This is a genomic window from Mucilaginibacter sp. 21P, assembly GCF_019331605.1.
GTDB classification, from domain to species: domain Bacteria; phylum Bacteroidota; class Bacteroidia; order Sphingobacteriales; family Sphingobacteriaceae; genus Mucilaginibacter; species Mucilaginibacter achroorhodeus.
Genome location: NZ_CP063061.1, coordinates 3196588 through 3217875 on the forward strand (window position 1 = coordinate 3196588; position 21288 = coordinate 3217875).

The following is a 21288-nucleotide window of genomic DNA, read 5'->3' on the forward strand; positions in this document are numbered from 1 at the left end:
AGTTTGTAACAATTTTATGATAATTCTAAACTATTGTTTGATATGATATTATCCTATATGAGCTTAATATTAACGAGTTAAATGTTAAAGTGACAATCATATTGTTAATAATTATCAAAATATGCTATTTAGCAATAGCTTTGACAAACCAGTAAGGGCAACAAAGCCGCAATTGAAACGTTGTCAGCTTCCCAAATGTAACTATAGTGTATTGCTAAAGCATTTATAAACCTTAAAACTTTGAAACAGTGAGAAGAGAAATTTTGACCAGTGTGTTACTTATACTGCTCCGTGTAAGTGTGCTATCTGCTCAGCACAAAATCCAAAATACGCAAAATGTAAAGGTTACTATTGGTAACACTGAAGTTCAGGTTCAATTCTATTCCCCATCAGTAGTACATATTGTTAAAGTTCCGGTGAACGATCCATATGAACATAAAAGCCTGGTGATTAACAAAATACCTGATAGGGTATCCGTGATAGTAAAAAGGCAGGGTGGTTTACTTACTATGATCTCAAAAGTATTGACGGTTACTCTTAATGAGAAGAATGGACGGGTTAACTTTTTCGATAAAAAGGGTAATCATTTGCTTACCGATAGTGTAACGACGTTTAGGCCTAAGGATGATGCCGGTAAGCCTTCGTATACTGTAAAGGGGGCGTTTATTTTAAATAAAACAGAACCAATTTACGGGATAGGGCAGGTAATGGATAATAAGTTTAACAGGCGCGGAGCTTCTTATCAGATGAAGAATGAAAACACCTTTACTTACTCCCCATATTTTATGTCTGTTAAGGGCTATGGTGTGTATTGGGATAATTATTCTGTTTCTAATTTCTCTGATAAGCCAGGCGAACTTGCCTTTGAAAGTTTAGGGCAGTGTGCCGACTATTATTTTATGTACGGCGGTAATGCAGACGGAGTGATAAAGCGGATCCGTTCGTTATCGGGCAAAGCGCCAATGCTGCCTTTATGGGCTTATGGCTTTTTCCAAAGTCGTGAACGTTACAAAACGCAGGATGAAAGTTTAGATGTGCTGAAAAAATACCGGGAGTTGCACGTGCCCATTGATGTTATTATACAGGATTGGCGCTACTGGCCTGAATATAAAGGTACAGACAGTGCGTGGAATTCACAACTGTTTGATCCTGAGCGTTTCCCGCAACCAAAGCAGTGGGCTGATGAGATCCATAAGCTTCATGCCAAACTGATGATAGTTACCTGGCCGGGATTTGGCCCCAAAACCGACCAGCGAAAAGAGCTGGATAGCAAAAAAATGATCATCAACTTTGATACCTGGCCGCCAAACAGCGGTGCGAGGCCTTATGATGTTTACAATCCGGCTGCACTTGATATCTACTGGAAATATCTGAACAAAAGGATATTCAGCTACATAGGTAACGATGGCTGGTGGTTGGATTCAACCGAACCTGATCATATCAACGTAAAGGACTCAGATTTTGACCTGCCTACTCATTTAGGATCGTACCGAAGCGTAAAGAATGCATTTTCTTTGATGCATAATGGTGGCATTGCCACGCATCAAAAGGAAACATTAAAAAGCAAGCGAGTTGTATTATTAACCCGTTCCGGCTTTATTGGGCAGCAGCGATATGGCTCCAATACATGGAGCGGTGACGTTCCATCAAGTTGGGAAATGCTGCAGAAGCAAATACCGGCAGCATTAAATTATAGTTTGATGGGCATACCTAATTGGAACAGCGACATCGGTGGTTTTTTTGCAGGTGGGTGGGTTAAAGGCGGCGGCGCTAAAAATCCGGGTTTTCAGGAGCTTTATTTACGTTGGATGCAGTTTGGTGCTTTTTGCCCGATGATGCGCTCGCATGGTACGGATGTGCCTCGAGAGATATACAACTTTGGAAATCCGGGCGATTGGTGTTTTGACGGCCAGCAGAAAATGATAAACCTGCGCTATCGATTACTGCCTTACAACTACAGTACTGCCTGGGACGTGTCAAAAAATGATGGCACATTTATGCGCCCGCTGGTTATGGATTTTGCTGCGGACGGTAAAACGCATGAGATTGGTAATGAGTATATGTTTGGGCGTTCGTTGTTGGTAAGCCCTGTTACAAAGCCAGATGTAAAAACTTGGCCGGTTTATTTGCCAAAAGGTGCAGACTGGTTAGACTTTTGGATAGGTGAGAGAGTTGCCGGTGGGCAAACTATCGATAAGGAGGTGCCAAAAGATATCATTCCCATTTTCGTAAAGGCTGGTACAATATTACCTTGGGGTCCTTCTGTGCAATATTCGGGCGAAAAATCTTGGGATGATCTCGAATTTCGTATCTATCCGGGTGCTGATGGAAGCTTCACTTTATATGAAGATGAAAAAGACAATTACGATTATGAAAAAGGTTTGTATAGCACCATTGACTTTAAGTGGAACGATTTAAAAAGGGAGCTTACCATTGCGGCTCGAAAAGGTAAGTTTCCCGGCATGATAGCCATACGCAAATTTAGAATAGCTATCGTTAAACCCAGTGAGAACACTGGCATGGATGCCAATAATATCTTCAAGACAATTGATTACGATGGTAGGGAAATAAATATTAAAGTTAAGTAATGATCAAGAAATTATCGTTTGGCCTTACTTTGTTTTTGCTTACAATAACAGTATTTGCTCAAGGTCAAAAAAAAAACAAGGTTAGCAAGTTCCCAAAGTTTGATGGTTACCTGTTTGCTTATTTTGAGGGCTCAGGCCCTGGCGAATTACAGGAGCAGCTACGGTTTGCTACAAGTGTTGATGCGATACATTGGAAGGCTTTAAACAATAATCAACCTGTTATCCCATCGGCACAGATATCGGCAACGGGCGGAATCCGCGATCCGCATATATTACGCGGCCAAAATGATGAGAGCTTTTACCTGGTGGCCACAGATATGTTTACCGTTAAAAATGGGTGGGGACATAATCCGGGTATTGTGATGCTTCGATCGGATAATCTTATAGACTGGTCTCATGGCGTAGTTGACCTTCACAAGTCGTATCCTCAGCAATTCCCAGATGTGCAATGGGTATGGGCGCCTCAAACTATCTACGATCCGGTAGCGAAAAAATATTTGGTTTATTTTACGGTGAAATTGAAAAATAGTCCAGCGCTTGATTTTTATTGCGCGTACGCAAATAAGGATCTCAACGGGTTTGAAAATGTGCCAAAACTGATGTTTAAAGCAAAGTATGGTGCCATTGATGGCGATATTATTCTGAAGGACGGAATCTACCATTTCTTTTACAAGGGAAACACCAAAGATGCCGACGGTAAAGAAATAGCCAATGGTATACAACAGGCGACAAGTAAAAGCCTGCGAGGACCGTGGGTTGAAGATTTTAAATACATTGATGCTTATTCGGCTAAACATATTGTGGTTGAAGGCTCAGGCGTATTTAAATTAAACGACGAGGATAGTTACATACTGATGTATGATCTTTATGCAAACCAGCGCTATGAATTTCAAAGCAGCAGAGACCTTTTTAACTTTACCCAAACACCAGAGTCGTTTACAAAGGATTTTAATCCCCGGCATGGCACTGTCATGAGTATCGCCAAACAGGAAGCTCAATTACTTAATAAAAAATGGGGTGGGGTACAGTCAGAACTGCTTAAAAACAATTGATTATGAATAAATTAATTGATCGTGTAAAGCAATTACGAATTGTCGCCATTTTACTTGTAACGTTTTGCTTTAATGATCAAGCCTCGGCGCAACAAACTTCCGATTCAATCTATCATTTTGTATCATCAGGCAATCCGGTTATCAGGCATAAGTATACGGCAGACCCAGCAGCACTTGTGCAGGGTGATACCTTGTGGCTTTTTACAGGTCATGACTTTGCCGGCGGCCAAAGCAATTATAAAATGAAAGATTGGTGTGTTTTTTCGACCACCGATTTAAAACATTGGACAGAATATCCGATGCCGTTAAAGATCACTGATTTTAAGTGGGATAAAAGCGGTGATGCTTACGCCGCGCAGGCAATAAAAAGGAATGGTAAATACTACTGGTACATCAGCACCAACGGGTCGGGCATAGGTGTAGCGGTTGCAGACAAGCCCCAGGGCCCTTATCGAGATGCTATCGGCAAACCACTGCTTACTAACGCTGATTGTTTTGCATCAAAGCATTACTGGACTTGCATAGACCCTACAGTGATGATTGATGATGATGGACAGGCGTGGCTTTTTTGGGGGAACGGCGTTTGCTATTACGCAAAGCTGAAAAAGAACATGGTGGAGATTGATGGCAAGGTGGGTAAAATCGATTTTCCGGGATTTAAGTTTGAAGAAGCTCCATGGTTACATAAATATAAGGGCAAATATTATTTATCATACGCATCAGGATTGCCTGAGAAAACCGCCTACGCTATTGCTGATAAACCTGATGGACCTTACCGTTATGCTGGCCTATTAAACGAATTGGCAGGGAATTGCGGAACAAACCATCAGGCTATTATCCAATTCAAAAACAAGTGGTATTTTATTTATCATAACGGTGGATTAGAACGCGATGGCGGTAGCTTTAGCAGATCCGTTTGTATTGACAGATTGTACTACAATGCGGATGGCACCATCAGAAAGGTCGTTATGACGAGTGAGAGTGTACCTCCTGCAAAGTGAATTTGAAAGATATTTTCCATGTAGATTTTAATACAACTTATAAGAGTCCTTCAACCTAAATCTATTATATTAGTGATGTGCGTAATTACCTTATTTCAAGATGTATCATATTAGGCGCTTTGCTTAGCGCTGAGACCGGTTTCGCTCAGAACCGCGATGTTGAGCTTATGCGCAAACAATTGCTTGGTGCTAAAGACTCGGCAAAATATCTCGATACGTATAATCAGCTTGGTTTTCTTTTACATTTAAATAGTGCCGATAGCACTTTTATCTATGGTGTGCAGGGCCTTGCTATGGCCAGCCGTCAGCATAACGATAAGGCTATTGCGCAATCTTATTCTAATATAGCTGCAGGTTTATTACTTAAGGGGCTGTATAGCCAGGCCTTATCAAGTTACGCTGCGTCCTACGGCGTTTCGGCCAAATTGAAAGACACCGCAAACATGATGCAGTCGCTAATGAATCAGGCTTTAGCGTATGACTTTTTAGGAGACAGTACAAAGCGCGTGGAGTTTTCGCGCAGGTCTTTGGCGCTTGCTGCAAGTATCCCAAGGGATTCTGTAACAAGCATGACCTATGTGAACTATGCCGCCATGAACCCCGGATTGAGCGCAGACTCTATCAGTTTATTACTGAATAAAGCTGTTGGCGTCGCCAAGATATTTCATGATGAACGCGTGTTTCTGGCAATTGACCAACAAAATGCAGACAGGTTTTTAAACTTAAATCAACCTCAAAAGGCGGGACCGATAATAGACAGGATACTTATTACTGCTAAGCGCAAAGGCTGGGATTACCATTACCTTGAAGGACTTGGATTAAAAGCCCGATATTACACCTCAAAGGGAGATATAGACAGTGCAATTAACATATATTTCAAAATAGCAGACCTTGCCAGGAAAAACGGAGTCTCGTTTTGGGAAACAGAAGTACAGCGCGAACTGATAAAGGCTTACGATGCTAAAAAGGATATTGCAAAGTCTTTATACTACCATCGTTTACTTGTTAAAGCTTTAGAAGAAAAAGCTAATGCTAACGAAAAATTTGTTGGTGATTATTTGAAATATGCTGCAGCGCAGACAGATATTCAAACCCTGGAAGCTATTAATGCCGCGAAAAATAAGCGGATCATCTGGTTAACCGGCATTATAGTAATTGGCTTGATCTTGCTTATTGTTCTCATATGGCAATTTAAGCGTTCAAAGGCTTACAGTGTAAGGTTGGCAGCAGATAGCGAGTTTAAAGGGAGATTGATATCCGTTTTAGCGCATGATTTCAGATCCCCGTTAAGTACCACTTTGGGCCTCGTGGAACTGTTACGTGATAATACGCTCGACAGCGACACCAGGCAGCAACTTTACGATGAGCTTGAGCGTGATACAAGGCAAGTGCTTTTAACTTTCGATAACTTACTTGTGTGGGTAAAAGAACAGTCGGCAGGTTATCGTTTTAAGGCTGTTGAAGTAAATCTAAAGGAAATTTGGCTATCGGCAGAACAGTTCTTTAGCCGTGCGATTCTCGCTAATGATCTTAAAATAATCATCAACATAAATCCTACAGTTAACCTGTTAACAGACAGAGAGATATTACAATTTGTTAACCGCAATTTACTTCATAATGCAATAAAGCATTCGCCGGCTGGTGGCAACATAACTGTTGATATGTTTGACGAAGGAAAATTTGTAAGGATTGCAGTTACAGACCAAGGGCCGGGAATGGATGAGGCCCGTGTAAAAAAGCTGTTTGCCTTTGGCCGTCCTGATAACGGAAACCCTAAAGGTGGTGCTGGTATGGCCATGACCATCGCCAGAGACTTGATTGAAAAACTTGGCGGTAGTATCTGGGTAGAAAGTAAGCCAGGCAACGGAACGAGTTTTTATTACAGGCTTAAAAAATAACCTCTTTAGTTAAAAGCATGCTATGTTGGGATAATATCCTACAAGTCTGTTATCGGCTTTTAGCTTAATTTTACCCAATTCATTGATTGCATAATGTCCTTAAACGGTTAATATCGCAACATCTACATTTACATCATAAATGAAAATCTTTAAAATCACCATTATCCTTTGTTTGCTTGGATCATTAACTTTATTTGCCCAGGCAATTAAGACGCGTACCCATACCAATTTTGATGAAGGCTGGAAGTTTGCCCTTGGCCATGCTACCGATTATACCCGCGATTTTAATTACGGTAATGGTAACAATCTTTTTGCTAAATCCGGCGAGTCGGCAGGTACAGCCATAGCAATTGATTTTAACGACAAGCAGTGGACCAACATAAGGCTTCCGCATGATTGGGTGGTTGGCTTACCATTCAAATATATTAAGAACGATGATATTGATTCTCACGGTTACAAACCGGTTGGGATGCTTTTCCCTGAAAATAGCATTGGCTGGTACCGCAAATCATTTGACATAGCGTCAGTTGACTCAGGTAAGCGCTTTGAGATCCAGTTTGACGGAATTTATCGCGATAGCAAAATATGGCTTAATGGGTATTACATAGGCGGCCATTTTAGCGGCTACAATAGCGTTACGTTTGATATCACAGACTTTATAAGGTTTGGAAAAAAGAACGTGCTGGTTGTGAGGGCTGATGCAACTGAATTTGAAGGCTGGTTTTACGAAGGCGGTGGCATTTACAGACATACCTGGCTGAATACTTATGACAACCTGCATTTTAAAAGTAACGGCGGCGTTTTCGCACATGCCGCAGTTGAAGATAAAGATGCCCGTGTAACCATAGAAACCAATATTGAAAATAGGGGTATTAAGGGAGCCACAGCAACGGTTTACAATTATGTAACTGACAGAAACGGCAAGGTGCTGGCCAAAGGTAAAGAGATGCCCCTTGACCTGGCAGTACGCAAGGATATTAAGATAAGCGATAATATCCTGTTACGGAACGCTCATTTATGGGATCTAAACGATCCTTATTTATACAAAGCAGTTTCGGTTATTAAACAAAATGGCCGCACAATTGATAGTATGCAAACACGTTTTGGTGTACGCACTTTTACTTTTGATAGCAAGACTGGATTTGCCCTAAACGGCAGGAAAATGAAAATTCAGGGTGTTAGCTGCCATCAGGATCATGCTGGTGTAGGTTCGGCACTGCCGGATGAATTGCAGTTCTACCGTATAAAACTGCTAAAAGAGATGGGCGTTAATGCTTATCGAGCTACACACAATCCGCCAACACCTGAACTTTTGGATGCCTGCGATAGCCTGGGTATGCTGGTTATGGACGAGACACGTTTGCTCAACAGTGGTAAGGAGTACGAAGACCAGTTTCGTGATTTGATACTGCGCGACCGCAATCACGCAAGCGTTTTTTCATGGTCGATAGGTAACGAAGAGTATGTTACACAACATACCGACATAGGTAAACGAATCGCCCAAAACCAAGTATTGTTGCAGCAAGAGCTCGATCCAACGCGTATCAGTACTTACGCCGCTAATATGGGTAACTACTTTAAAGGTGCAAACGAAGTAATACCCGTTAGGGGCTTTAACTATAATTTAGGGGGCTTAGACGGCTATCATGCTGCGCACCCCGATCAGCCCATCATCGGTACCGAGGTGGCCAGTACGGTAACCACCCGCAGCATTTTTACCAAGGATACGGTTCGTGCATACGTTCCTGATTATGATCTTACCTTCCCTTCATGGGCCAGTACTGCCGAAACTTGGTGGAAGATAACGCAAGACCGGCCATGGTTTATGGGAGGTTTTGCATGGACTGGTTTTGACTATCGCGGCGAACCAACGCCTTATCGCTGGCCAAACGTTAACTCACACTTTGGTATCATGGATATGTGTGGTTTTCCTAAAACAGTTTACTACTATTACCAAGCCTGGTGGACAGATAAAGACGTGTTGCATATAGCGCCGCACTGGAACTGGAAAGGCAAAGAGGGGCAGCCAATTGAGGTTTGGGTAAATAGCAATGCCGACGATGTTGAACTTAAACTAAATGGCAAAAGCTTAGGCAAAAAAGATATGCCACGTAACGGCCACCTTATATGGACTATTAATTACCAGCCTGGTGTGCTCAGTGCTATCGCTCATAAAAAAGGCCGTGTAATAAAAGCTAAAGTTGAAACAACCTTATCGCCAGTTAGCATAAAATTGATTCCATCAAAGATCAAGCTTATGCATGATGGCCAGGATGCCGTAATTGTAAACGTGATAGCCTTAGATGCAAAGGGAAGGGAAGTGCCGGATGCTGCAAACATGGTTCAGTTTGATATGCAAGGTAGCGCAGAAATTATTGGGGTGGGTAACGGCGACCCAAGCAGTCATGAGGCAGATAAATGTAGCGATGGACAGTGGCAAAGAAGCTTGTTCGGCGGGAAAGCGCAGGTTATAATCCGTTCGCTTAAGTCAAATGGTAAAATTACACTGAAAGGTTTTTCATCGGGTTTAAAAGCTGATGAAGTAACTTTTCAATAACAAGCGATTTTATGACTGAGAAGTTGATCTCGAGAAGGCTAATTTTTATAATATTTTGCTTTTCTGCAGCATCAAGTTTAGGGCAATCTAAAGTGATAACGCTAAATATTGACCCTTCCGAGCAGTACCAGGTTATAGATAATTTTGGCGCGTCTGATGCGTGGGCCTGCCAGTTTGTGGGGCAGTGGCCGGATGTACAGCGTAATAAAATTGCCGATCTGCTTTTTAGCAATGACACCACTGGTAACGGCCAGCCAAAAGGTATAGCCCTATCGCTTTGGCGATTTAACATTGGTGCAGGTACCGCAGAACAGGAAGCCAAAAGTGAAATACCTGACGAATGGCACCGTGCCGAATGCTTTGCCGATAGCAATGGCAATTACAACTGGCGTAAACAAGCTGGCCAACAATGGTTCCTAAAGGCTGCCAAGACAAGGGGTGTTCAGCAATTTCTTGCATTTAATAATAGTCCGCCGGTTTGGTTAACCCGAAATGGCAGGGGTTTTGCCGATACCGGCCGCACTAACATCGCAACCGATAAGTATCCGGCATATGCTAAATTCTTATCTGCTGTAATATCTGGATTAAAGAAAAGTGCAGGGGTGAAATTTGATTATATAAGCCCCGTTAATGAGCCTCAATGGAAATGGAGTGATAATAAGCAGGAGGGAAGCCCTTTTAATAACCAGGAGATCGCAGTTTTGGCCCGGGAGATTGATAAAGAATTTATAAAAAATAAAATCACCACAAAATTAGCCGTTGCCGAGGCCGGAAGCATTCAATACATTTATCAAGGTAGCAGTAAAAATAAAGGCAATCAGGCAGAAGACTTTTTTGCCCAAGGCTCTGAAAATTATATCGGCAACTTGCCATCTATGGCAAACCTCATCAGTGCGCACAGTTACTTTACCACATCACCCTATGAGCGCTCGGTTAAAGATCGCGAGGCTCTTGCCGGTAAGATTGCTACAGTTCCTGGTCTAAAATTTTGGCAATCGGAGTATTGCATATTAGGTGATAACGACGGTGAAATCAAAGGCAATGGTCGCGATCTGGGCATGACCGCGGCACTTTACATGGCCCGCGTTATCAATACAGACCTAACAGTTGCAAATGCCACCGCATGGCAATGGTGGACTGCCATATCGCCTTATGATTATAAAGACGGATTGGTTTATATAGATAAAAACAAAACCGGCGGCGCTTTCTACGACAGCAAAATGCTTTGGGTGCTGGGGAATTACAGTCGCTTCGTACACCCGGGTTTTAAGCGCGTAGCTGCGGACATCGGTACCGGCATTCAAAATGTTTACCTGTCAGCTTACATTAAGGGTAAGCAACTGGTTTGTGTAGTGATTAACAACAGTTCAAAAGATGCTACTTTTAGCTGTATGGCTGGCGGTAGAGAGATGGTTGTTAGGCGAACGTATACAACTTCTGCAAGTGGTAATCTCAAACCAGGTTATGCTAAAAGTGTGGTAACCATACCGGCACAATCGGTTGTTACTTTGTTAGGAAGAATCAAGTGATATACAAAATAGCGGCGTTTATCATAAATAATTCGGTGTAAGCTACGGCTATTTTTTGCCTGCGACTGAGCACATATCATAAAATAAGTGTATTTACTGACACAAATCCGGCAACGGAAATAAAGTCCATCATATCAAAATTTTTAAGGCAAAAGTCGATGTATTGACTTTTGGAAGTTTGTCGGTACCCCAAAAAATCATTTCAAAGTTTTGCGGGTGCTAAAAATAATTTTATTATTAATTGTTTATATAACAATTAATATACTATCTTTAGTGATATGATAGTTGATCGGTAATATCCGATCCTATCTGTAAACCAATATAAACACTCTTTATTGATCAAACTTTGACTGCCAGAAGAATCTTTCTGTTGCCTCTTGCTGCGGCACTTTGCGTTTTGTTGGCGTGTAGCCAACCGGCGCTCTGTCAGTCTATGCACTACCTGGGCATTGAACAGGGATTATCTAATAACTCGGTAACAAGCATTTATAAAGATCCACATGGCTTTGTATGGATCGGTACCAATGATGGCTTAAACCGCTATGACGGTAGTTCGGTGCGGGTATACAGAAACGTTTGGAGTGATGGTCATTCGCTGATTGATAACCATATTAACAAATTAGCCGGTTATGGTAACAAAATTTTTGTTGGTACGCAAAAAGGCTTGGTTTGTTATAATTACGATATCTCTGGTTTTGAAGATGTAGGTTTTAAATCTGCTAACGGCAAAATCACCGCAATAACCGGTAATGTTAATGCTTTGCAAATTGATAGCGCAGGTAATCTGTACATAGGCACTGATGATCAGGGCCTGTTTGTGCGTAGCAAAAACTCAGGCATCTGCACTAAAATTCAATTAAATGCAGATAACCATGCATTTACGGTGCAGGCCGTAGCTGTTGGTAGGGATAACAGAATTTGGGTTTTAGTGAGAGACCGTGGTTTATTCTGCTTACAGAAAAATAAGTTAACGCTAATTGATGAAACTATAAAATACGCCAATTGCTTAACTGCCGATACTGGAAATAAAGTTTGGATAGGTACAGATAACGATCTGTTTTTTTATGATGGTAAATTACAACGACTTGTAAAAGCGCCTTTTAATGGAAAGCTAAACAGCGATAAAATTATTGATGTTAAAATAGATAAGTCTGGCGATATGTGGATCGCTACCAATGGCGGCGGTATTAACATTGTAAAGCCAAAGGGAGACGTTGTACAGCAAATTGTTAGTGAACGCAACAACAATTTAATTGTACGCAGCGATGCTGTAAGTGCTATCTACGAGGATAATGAATCGACAAAATGGATTGCTACGTTAAGAGGTGGGCTTTATACAGTTGATAGTCAGCCTAACAAATTTAGACTTATTGCTAACGACCCGTTCAATAAAAACAGCTTAGTCAACAATTTTGTACTGTCGTTTTGCGAGGATGAACATAATAATATCTGGATAGGTACGGATGGTGGCGGCCTCAGCTATTGGAATAGGAAGAAAAATCTATTTACTAATTACAAAACCGATAAAACCAATCAATCGTCATTAAGGAGCAATTTTGTGGTAAGCATTGTGAAAGATGCCGATAACCAAATATGGGTGGGACTTTTCAATGGGGGGATTGATCGTTTTGATAAAGCAACCGGCCGGTTTGTACACTATGATTGTTTTAATACAGCAACGGGTGCTTTAGACAGAAACCTGTGGAAGTTATATGTAGATCATCACAATCATATATGGGCCGGCACTACCCGAGGCGGAGCACTTTATCTGTACGACAAAATTAAAGACAAGTTTGAGCTGTTTGACGCTAAGCTACTTAATATCCACGCTTTTTATGAGGATCATAACGGCACATTATGGGCTGGTGATTATAAAAATCTTATTAAGATAGACATTAAGAACAAGCATCATCAATTTATCGATGTAAAGAAAGCTGTCCGGTCCATAACAGAGGATAAAGAGCACTACTTATGGCTGGGTACCGAAGGAGGGGGCTTAATTAAGTTTGACGTTGGTAACCAAAAGCTACAACGTTTTACAGAAGCAAGCGGACTGCAAAGTAACTCTATCCTTAACGTACTTACCGATGATGGTGATAACATCTGGGCTAATTCCTACAATGGCTTAATTCAGTTTGAGCGAACAAAGCAATCCTTTAAAAATTACAGTGCAAGTGATGGTTTGCAGATAAATCAGTTTAACTACAATGCAGCTCTCAGGCTAACCAGTGGCGAGTTGGTTTTTGGAGGCATTAAAGGGTTCAGTATTTTTCGCCCCGATAGCCTGAGCGTTGTATCTCATGGCCCGCAGTTAAAATTAACCGGTTTTAAAATAAATAACAGATCGATCGAAAATGATTCTTTTTACACCAAAGGGGTTGGGTTTATTGATTTAAAAAAAATAACGTTACCCTACAACGATGCCACTCTTGCGATCAGTTACACTACTCCGGAATATAGTTATCCCGATAAAGTAAAATATGAATACATATTAGAAGGTTGGGATCATCGTTGGAATGAGGTTGGAAATGCAAAGACTGCCTATTACTCTCGCCTGAACGAAGGTGATTACACTTTTAAAATTAAAGCAACCAACACGGATGGAAGCTGGAGCAATAAGCAATTGCAGTTACAAATAATAGTGATGCCGCCATGGTACCGTACCTGGTGGGCGTATTTAGCTTATTTGTCTGTTGCAAGCTTTGCTGTTTATTGGATATGGCGGTACCGTACAAAACAAGCTGACTTTAAATATGAGATCCGTTTAGCCAATTTGAATACCGAAAGGGAAAAGGAGTTGAACGAAAAGAAGCTTGCTTTTTTTACAAATGTTTCCCACGAATTCCGCACACCATTAACGTTGATCATTAATCCGATTAAAGACCTGTTACATCAACCAACTGGCCATTCTGATGAGTTAAACACGATTTACCGTAATGCAAGGCGCCTACTTGGACTTGTTGACCAGTTGTTACTATTTAGAAAGGCCGAAAGTGTTAACGATTCTCTCAACCTCGCAGATTTGCATATTTCTACGTTGTGCCACGATGTTTACCTTTGTTTTGTTCAGCATGCAAAAAGCAGGCAGATCAACTACCAGTATTTCTGCGATAGTGACGAGACTATTATAAAGGCTGACCGCGAGAAGATTGAGATCGCAGTATTCAATCTGGTATCCAACGCGCTCAAATTTACGCCAAACGGAGGTGAAGTTATGCTCTACCTTACCAAAGGCGAACGAACGATTGAATTGAAGGTAGTCGATACAGGATGTGGAGTATCTCCCGAGGAGGGCAAGCGCATTTTTGACAAGTTCTACCAGGTTAAAGATAACACAGCGAGAAAAGGCTTTGGTATTGGCTTGCATCTGGTGAAAAACTTTGTTGAAAGCCATAACGGGACAATTAATTATTTTAATAACCAAACTACAGGCGCCACTTTTGTGATGCACTTGCCTTACAAAGAGGATTTAAACGATTATTCAACTCATGTCATAAAAGATGACGAACAAGATTTATCAAATCTTTTAAATGATGTTGACGGACTGATAAATTGGCAACAACCAGTTGATGAACCGGTCACAAACCTTCCGTTACTTATTTCTGATAAACAATCCGTTTTAATAATAGACGATAACGCGGGCTTAAGGTCGTACATCCGTAAAATATTTCACGAAGATTTTAATGTTCACGAATCTGAGAATGCTGAAAACGGGTTAGAGGCCATCAAACGCCGTATGCCTGATGTCGTGATATGTGATATCAATATGGAAGGAATCTCAGGTATTGAACTATGCGCTATTATAAAGCAGGATTCGTCATTAAGTCATATACCGGTGATATTGCTTACGGGAGACCCCGACCCTGAAAGCAGATTAAAGGGGATTGAAGTAGGCGCTATCGATTTTGTGAGTAAGCCTTTTGATAAAGACCTCCTTGTGGCGCGCGTACAGGGGATCTTAAAAGATAGATTAGATCTTCAAAAATACTTCTACAATGAGATAACACTAAAAGAAAATACGCGCAGTATTTCTGAGCATCATCGCGAGTTTCTTTACAAGATAATCGCAATTATAGAAGAACACATTATTGACCCCGATTTTGAGGTTAAAAGTATTGCTGATGAGATGGGCATAAGCTATTCAAGTCTGTTCAAAACTATTAAATCTATCACCGGACAATCTGTCAATGGGTTTGTACGCTTTGTAAAACTCCGAAAAGCTGCTGAAATGATGATTGATACTGAATGTAACGTTAATGAAGCAGCACTAAATACCGGCTTTAACGATATCAAATATTTTAGGGAACAATTTATCAAGCAATTCGGGATCAAGCCTTCAGAATTTATAAAACAGCACCGCGCTGCATTCCATAAAAAATATTCTGTAGAAAAGGCAATTGTTTAGGTTAAATTATCTGATTGCGACAATCTTAATTATAATTAATTAATATGATTTTTAGTCGTTTAACAGTCGCTTTGTTACTTGTAGCAGCAAACAACGCCTTTTGCCAATCAACTTCTAAAGATTACAAACTTGTTTGGGCAGATGAATTCAACAAGCCGGGTTTAGTAGATTCTACAAACTGGCGTTTTGAGGAGGAATTTAAACGCAACCATGAAGATCAATGGTATCAAAAAGAGAATGCTATTTGTGAAAATGGGCTACTGGTTATTACAGCAAACAGGGTAGATCTTCCAAATCCCGACTACAAAGTGGGTGATAGCGATTGGCGGGCCAAGCGAAAAAGAATAGAATACACTTCCGCAAGCTTAAATACAGCTGGATTGCACAGTTGGAAGTACGGCAGGTTTGTGATGCGCGCGCGGGTAAGTACTGCAGATGGTGTTTGGCCGGCCTTTTGGACGCTCGGTGTTAAAGGTGAATGGCCATCAAATGGTGAGATTGACATTATGGAGTACTACCAAGGCATGCTTTTGGCCAATATTGCCACTGGCACCACCAAACAATATTCGCCAAAATGGTTCAGTGTTAAAAAGCCTTTAACTTCGTTTGCAGATCCTGATTGGAGTAAAAAATTTCATGTCTGGAGAATGGATTGGGACGAAAGTAAAATAAGCCTCTATGTAGATGATCAGCTCTTGAATTGTAAAGAGTTGAAAGACCTTCCGAATCAAGATGGTTCAGGTATTAACCCTTTCAAACAGCCACATTACATCTTACTAAACCTTGCCATTGGTGGTGATAATGGTGGTAATCCTGCCGCCACAACCTTTCCTCAACGTTACGAGATTGACTACGTTAGAGTTTATCAACGCTAATAATTATCGTACCGATACTACGCGCTTTTACCAAAGCATTTAAAAAATTTTTAAAATTTAACCGCCTGCTACATTGATAGCTGATTTTAGGCGTGTTTTTGCTTAAAAATTAAGATTTACCCCCCTTAAAATTGCTGTTTTACCCCCCTTATCTTAATGTGATTTCCCTTTAATTCGTAGAAACCAATTAAAAAACAGCTTTAATTTTCATTGATTTTTAAAGTCTTTAAACCGGCTGATCATGTTTACAGGGGTTTTTCCTCTAACTAAGATCTGCTAAGTATTGGAAACAGATAACAAAACCAATCAACTAATTATATCACCTAAAATCACGGCCAAACAATGAACAGAACTTAGCATTAGATCTCCGCAATTCATTATCAAATTATGAGCTAATATCTAAATCATTACAACACTAATTATGGAATATATTTTACCCAAAAGTTTATTCTTACAGCGCAAATTTAAACCACTGGTATTACTGTTTGCTGCAATGCTTATCGTAACCATCCCCGGTTATGCAAGTAACAATCGCTTTTTTGAAAAAGCTGATAAAACAAAACAAAATTTACCCCCTATAAAAGGTAAGGTAATTGATAAAACAACCGGAGAAACCGTTATAGGTGCCACAATACTTATAAAGGGTACAGACCAGGGTACAGTTACCGATGTTAACGGTATGTTTAGCCTTAATGTACCGGACGGAGCAACTTTGGTTGTATCGTATGTAGGCTATGAAACGTCTACAATTGTGTTGGGCGGACAAACATCCTTAACCATTAGCTTACAGCCCTCTGGAAAAAATCTTAATGAGGTTATTGTGGTAGGTTATGGTACCCAAAAGAAAACATCAACTACAGCAGCGGTATCTACTATCAAAGCGAATGAGATTGCCAAAAAGCCCGTAGTAAATTTAACAAACAGCCTTGTAGGCCGTGCTTCGGGTTTAATTATTACACAAAGCAGTGGCGAGCCAGGCTATGATGGTTCAAACATCCAGATCAGGGGTATAGGTTCTACGGGCGGTAGTGCGCCTTTACTGATAGTTGATGGTGTGCCTCGCGATTTTAGCAGGCTCGACCCCGCAACCGTTGAAAATATATCGATCCTAAAAGATGCTGCGGCAGTTGCACCTTATGGTGTTGCGGGTGCCAATGGTGTTATTTTAGTAACCACAAAAAGGGGTAAAACCGGTAAGCCTACGCTTACTTACAACGGCTATTATGGTGTCCAAAACCCAACTAAGGTTCCAAAATTTGTAGGTTCTTATCAATACGCGTTACTGCGCAATGAGGCAAATGCTAATGATGGTCAACCAGCGGCATACACTGCTGATGATATCCAGAAATTTAAAGATGGCTCAGACCCTGACGGTCACCCGGATGGGCACCCTTTGGATGATATTATTATCCCTAACAGGCCTATCATGTATCATAACTTAACCTTATCAGGTGGTTCTGAAATTATCAAGTATTTTGCCGCTTTAGGTTACAACCGCCAAGACGGTATGTGGAGAACCACATATTTGGATAAATACAACGGATCTTTAAACATTACCGCTAACGCTACCAGTACAACAGTTGTATCGTTGGCTGTTAATAGCTATGTAGAAGATCAGCACTTCCCATCTCAAAGTGCAGCTACAATAATAGGGCAAGCACAGCGGCAGGCGCCAACAACACCTGTATATTACAGCAATGGCTTGTGGTCTGGTTACATTGGTCAGTCGCTTATCGGAGAGATCTACCATAGCGGCTATCAATTAAATGAGAACACAGCAATGCTTTCTCAATTTTCGATAGATCAAAAACTCCCTGTTACAGGCTTAAGTCTTAAAGGTGTGGTAAGTTATGATAGCGGCCCCGATCCGCTGTTTGGTAATCAAACATCATTTCAGCGTACTTATGCCACACCGATTCCTTTTTATAACGTCGACGTAACCACCACGCCTTATACCTACAAACAGGGTATACAAGGTAACTCCAAGGCAACATTTACTGAAAGTTACAGTCAAAATCATTCACTTACCCTTCAGGGATTATTGACCTATCAAAGAAAATTCGGTAAGAGTGATGTCAGCGCCCTGGCAGTCGTAGAAAGCCGCAGGGTTAAATACTCAACATTCAGCGCTACCAAATACAACTATAATTTGGATATAGATGAGCTGGATTTTGGTGGTCCTGCTGCGGCTGATGCAGTAAACTCAGGTTCATCAACAGGTCAAAAACAATTGGGTTATGTATACCGCTTGGGATATACTTACGATAATAAGTATCTGTTTGAGGCATCAGGCCGTTACGATGGTAGCTATTTATTTGCACCGGGCAACAGGTTTGGTTTCTTTCCGGCATTTTCTGCAGGTTGGAGATTATCTGAAGAAAAGTTTTTTAAGGATAATGTTACTTGGGTTGATAACTTAAAAATAAGAGGTTCATGGGGTCAATCAGGCGCTTATCCAAGAATAGCTGGAAATATAGCTACCTATCAGTATTTAGATCCATATAACCCTTACGCCAACTCAGGCGTAATAAACGGCAGCGCAACTCAAGGTATTTATGAAAGCTTGCAGGGCAACCCCAATATCACCTGGGAAAAGGCAAACAAAACTGATGTTGGTTTCGAAGCAACTTTGTGGAAGGGAGCACTTAGCATCGAGGCAGATTATTTTTACGAAAAACGATCTAACATGCTGGTTAGCATCGGTAATACCTTACCGGGCGAGTATGGATTGGCTACCGGACTTGTTAATGGTGGTATTATGAGTAACCATGGTGTTGATATTACCCTGCAAAGCGGTCACAGCTTCTCTAACGGTTTAAGGCTGGATGTTAGGGGTACCTTTACATTTGCGCGCAACAAACTGTTACAGGTTTACGAAAACAGCGCTACAGCAAATAACCCTAATAGAAGGCAAACCGGCCGCCCAATTGGTACACCTTTTGGTTACCAGGCACTTGGCTACTTTAAGGCCAGCGACTTTAACACTGATGGTTCTCTTAAAGCCGGTGTGCCTGTTCCAAGCTTTGGCCCCGTTAAACCTGGGGATATCCAATACGCGGATCTGAGTGGCCCTAACGGAGTGCCTGATGGTAAAATAGATGCTAACGACCAAACCGTTATCGGTCACCCGCAAACACCTGAGATTATTTATGGTTTGGAGCCACGTATCTCATATAAAAACTTTGATCTGGATGTTTTAATACAGGGTTCAGGCAATAGCGACATCGGTATCAACAACTATTTTGCCTTTCCGTTTAACGCATCTGGTTCGGCTTCTCAGTTAGTATATGATGATCACTGGACACCATCTAACCCAAATGCACTGTATCCACGCGTTACAGGTACGCCTACTTCAAACAATACTCAATTTTCAAGCTGGTTCATGAGAAACATCTCTTACATCCGCTTGCGCAGTTTTGAATTGGGGTATACATTCTCTAATAAGTTGTTAAAGAATAAAATGCAATCGCTCAGAGTTTATGCCGCCGGGCAAAATGTTTTCACCTGGACACCTGGTACAAGAGAGATCATAGATCCTGAAAACAGCGGCGGTAATATAAATTATTATCAACAAAGGGTATTGTCGATAGGTGTAAACGCAACTTTTTAATATAAGATATGAAAGCAATGAAATATAAAAATATAAAACGTAGATGCATTTTTGCACTTGGTGCCATTGTTGTGAGTTTGGGTGCGTGTAAAAAGGATGGTTTCTTGGATGTCCCTAACAAGCAGACATTAAACAATCAATCTACCTTTGCATCCCAAAACAATGCCGACCTTTTTATAAACGACATATACAATCAGTTGCCTGATGGCAACAACGATTACCAAGCTTTAGACCAGTATGCCGATAATAGCTTTTGCGGTGCAGCATGGGAAAACGGACAAGCAACCGTTAGAGCCGGATCTATAAATCCGAGCAACGTACCAACCGGTCCGGGCGGTATGTGGGATTGGAAAGGTACCTACACTAAGATAAGAAAATGTAATGTTTTCTTAAAAGAGGCAGCTACCAACAAAGCTAACTATTCCGACACTTGGTACCAGCAACGTGTGGCAGAAGTAACTTATCTAAGAGCCTATTTTTACTCTTTGTTATTTACCAGCTACGGTGGTGTGCCAATTATCACTGTGCCTTTAGATAACCGAGATGGCAGCGACATTTTCGGAGCAAGGGCCTCTATAGATCAAACATTAGCATTTATTGAGGCTGATTGCGATGCTGCTGCTGCTGTGTTACCCGCAAAGGCGTCAGAGACTGGCCGTGCATCAAAGGGATCCGCACTTGCACTAAAAGGATGGGTTGAGCTATTTGCTGCAAGCCCACTGGTAAATACAGGTAACGATGCCTCGAAATGGGCAAAGGCAGCGAGTACAAACAAGCAATTGATAGATTTGGGTACGTACAGTTTATTTAATACTACCGCAACATCTTATGCAGACCAGTTCCTGGGCCCAAACAACTGGAACTCGGAAACTATTTTTGCTCGCGGTTATGCAACAGGCCCGGCGAAGGGTAGCCATCGCGAAGGTTACTTAGGCCCGGTATATGTAAATGGTGTACAACAATCATGGGGTAACCTTGCACCAACTCAGGGCCTGGTTGACGATTATGCCATGGATAATGGTTTGCCTATTAGCGATCCGGCATCAGGTTATAACCCTCAAAAACCTTATGAAAAACGTGAGCCGCGTTTTTATCAATCTATATTGTATGACGGCTCATCATGGCAGGGCGATATCTTTAAGTCAAGAATAGGGGGTAGTAACCAGATTGACCTTGGTTCAACAAGCGATATCAGCAACACCGGTTACAACGCCCGTAAAACCCTTGATGAATCTATTACAGGCCAAACCAGTATCAACCTGGCGCCAAGTTTCGCTAACTACATTATCTTCCGTTACGCCGAGGTATTGTTGAGTTATGCGGAAGCCCAAAATGAGGCAGTTGGCCCTGATAATACCGTATATGATGCTGTAAACAAGGTACGTGCACGTTCTGCCTTACCTGCAGTCAAAAGCGGGTTGAGTAAAGATCAGATGCGCGACTACATCAGGCGTGAAAGACGTATCGAGCTTGCTTTTGAGGATAAGCGTTGGTTTGATATCCGCAGGTGGAAAATTACAACCGGTACAAATGGTGTGTTAACATCAGCAGTGTACGGTATGAAGATAGAACCATCGGGAGGAAGTTTAACCTATACGCCGGTTAAGATATTCACAAACTTGTTTTTCGATTATCAAAACTGGATGCCTATTCCGCAAGATGTAATGGATCAAAATAAAAAGCTGGTGCAAAATCCAGGCTATTAGTGTTAAGTTGATTAATAAAGTCACACTTTGGGTACAAGCCCGGGTGTGGCTTTTTTAGTTTTAACTT

General features: G+C 41.3%; 10 protein-coding genes. All 10 read left to right on the forward strand.

Features of this window, described 5'->3' with window-relative positions; all coding sequences use genetic code 11:
- Nucleotides 1–248 precede the first annotated feature (248 nt).
- The 10 genes from INP83_RS14320 to INP83_RS14365 all read left to right on the forward strand — a co-directional run bounded on the left by INP83_RS14320 (nucleotide 249) and on the right by INP83_RS14365 (nucleotide 21221).
- Nucleotides 249–2588, forward strand: a complete 2340-nt coding sequence (locus INP83_RS14320) for a TIM-barrel domain-containing protein (RefSeq protein ID WP_219124783.1) — start codon at nucleotides 249–251, stop codon at nucleotides 2586–2588.
- Nucleotides 2588–3640: a glycoside hydrolase family 43 protein gene (locus tag INP83_RS14325; protein ID WP_219124784.1), complete on the forward strand. Its 1053-nt coding sequence runs from the start codon at nucleotides 2588–2590 to the stop codon at nucleotides 3638–3640. Before INP83_RS14320 ends, INP83_RS14325 begins: the two co-directional genes overlap by 1 nt.
- Before the next feature lie 2 nt (nucleotides 3641–3642).
- Nucleotides 3643–4641 (forward strand): glycoside hydrolase family 43 protein, encoded by a 999-nt coding sequence (locus INP83_RS14330; RefSeq protein ID WP_219124785.1) that lies wholly within the window; start codon nucleotides 3643–3645, stop codon nucleotides 4639–4641.
- Nucleotides 4642–4718: 77 nt separating this feature from the next.
- A complete protein-coding gene (locus INP83_RS14335; protein WP_219124786.1) occupies nucleotides 4719–6539 on the forward strand; it encodes a sensor histidine kinase KdpD in 1821 nt (606 codons plus the stop codon).
- 139 nt (nucleotides 6540–6678) lie between these two features.
- Nucleotides 6679–9096, forward strand: a complete 2418-nt coding sequence (gene galA, locus INP83_RS14340; RefSeq protein WP_219124787.1) for a beta-galactosidase GalA — start codon at nucleotides 6679–6681, stop codon at nucleotides 9094–9096.
- An 11-nt stretch (nucleotides 9097–9107) separates the two neighbouring features.
- The gene (locus INP83_RS14345; protein WP_219124788.1) at nucleotides 9108–10625 is read left to right on the forward strand and encodes a glycoside hydrolase; all 1518 of its coding nucleotides are present in this window, start codon (nucleotides 9108–9110) and stop codon (nucleotides 10623–10625) included.
- Nucleotides 10626–11058: 433 nt separating this feature from the next.
- Nucleotides 11059–15030 carry a hybrid sensor histidine kinase/response regulator transcription factor gene (locus INP83_RS14350; RefSeq protein ID WP_219124789.1) on the forward strand — a complete coding sequence of 1324 codons (3972 nt, stop codon included), beginning with the start codon at nucleotides 11059–11061 and terminating at the stop codon, nucleotides 15028–15030.
- Nucleotides 15031–15074: 44 nt separating this feature from the next.
- Complete coding sequence (locus INP83_RS14355; protein WP_219124790.1) at nucleotides 15075–15905, forward strand: family 16 glycosylhydrolase; 831 nt, start codon at nucleotides 15075–15077, stop codon at nucleotides 15903–15905.
- A gap of 421 nt (nucleotides 15906–16326) precedes the next feature.
- Nucleotides 16327–19515, forward strand: a complete 3189-nt coding sequence (locus INP83_RS14360; protein WP_219124791.1) for a TonB-dependent receptor — start codon at nucleotides 16327–16329, stop codon at nucleotides 19513–19515.
- Nucleotides 19516–19523: 8 nt separating this feature from the next.
- Nucleotides 19524–21221 (forward strand): RagB/SusD family nutrient uptake outer membrane protein, encoded by a 1698-nt coding sequence (locus INP83_RS14365; RefSeq protein ID WP_219124792.1) that lies wholly within the window; start codon nucleotides 19524–19526, stop codon nucleotides 21219–21221.
- Nucleotides 21222–21288 lie beyond the last annotated feature (67 nt).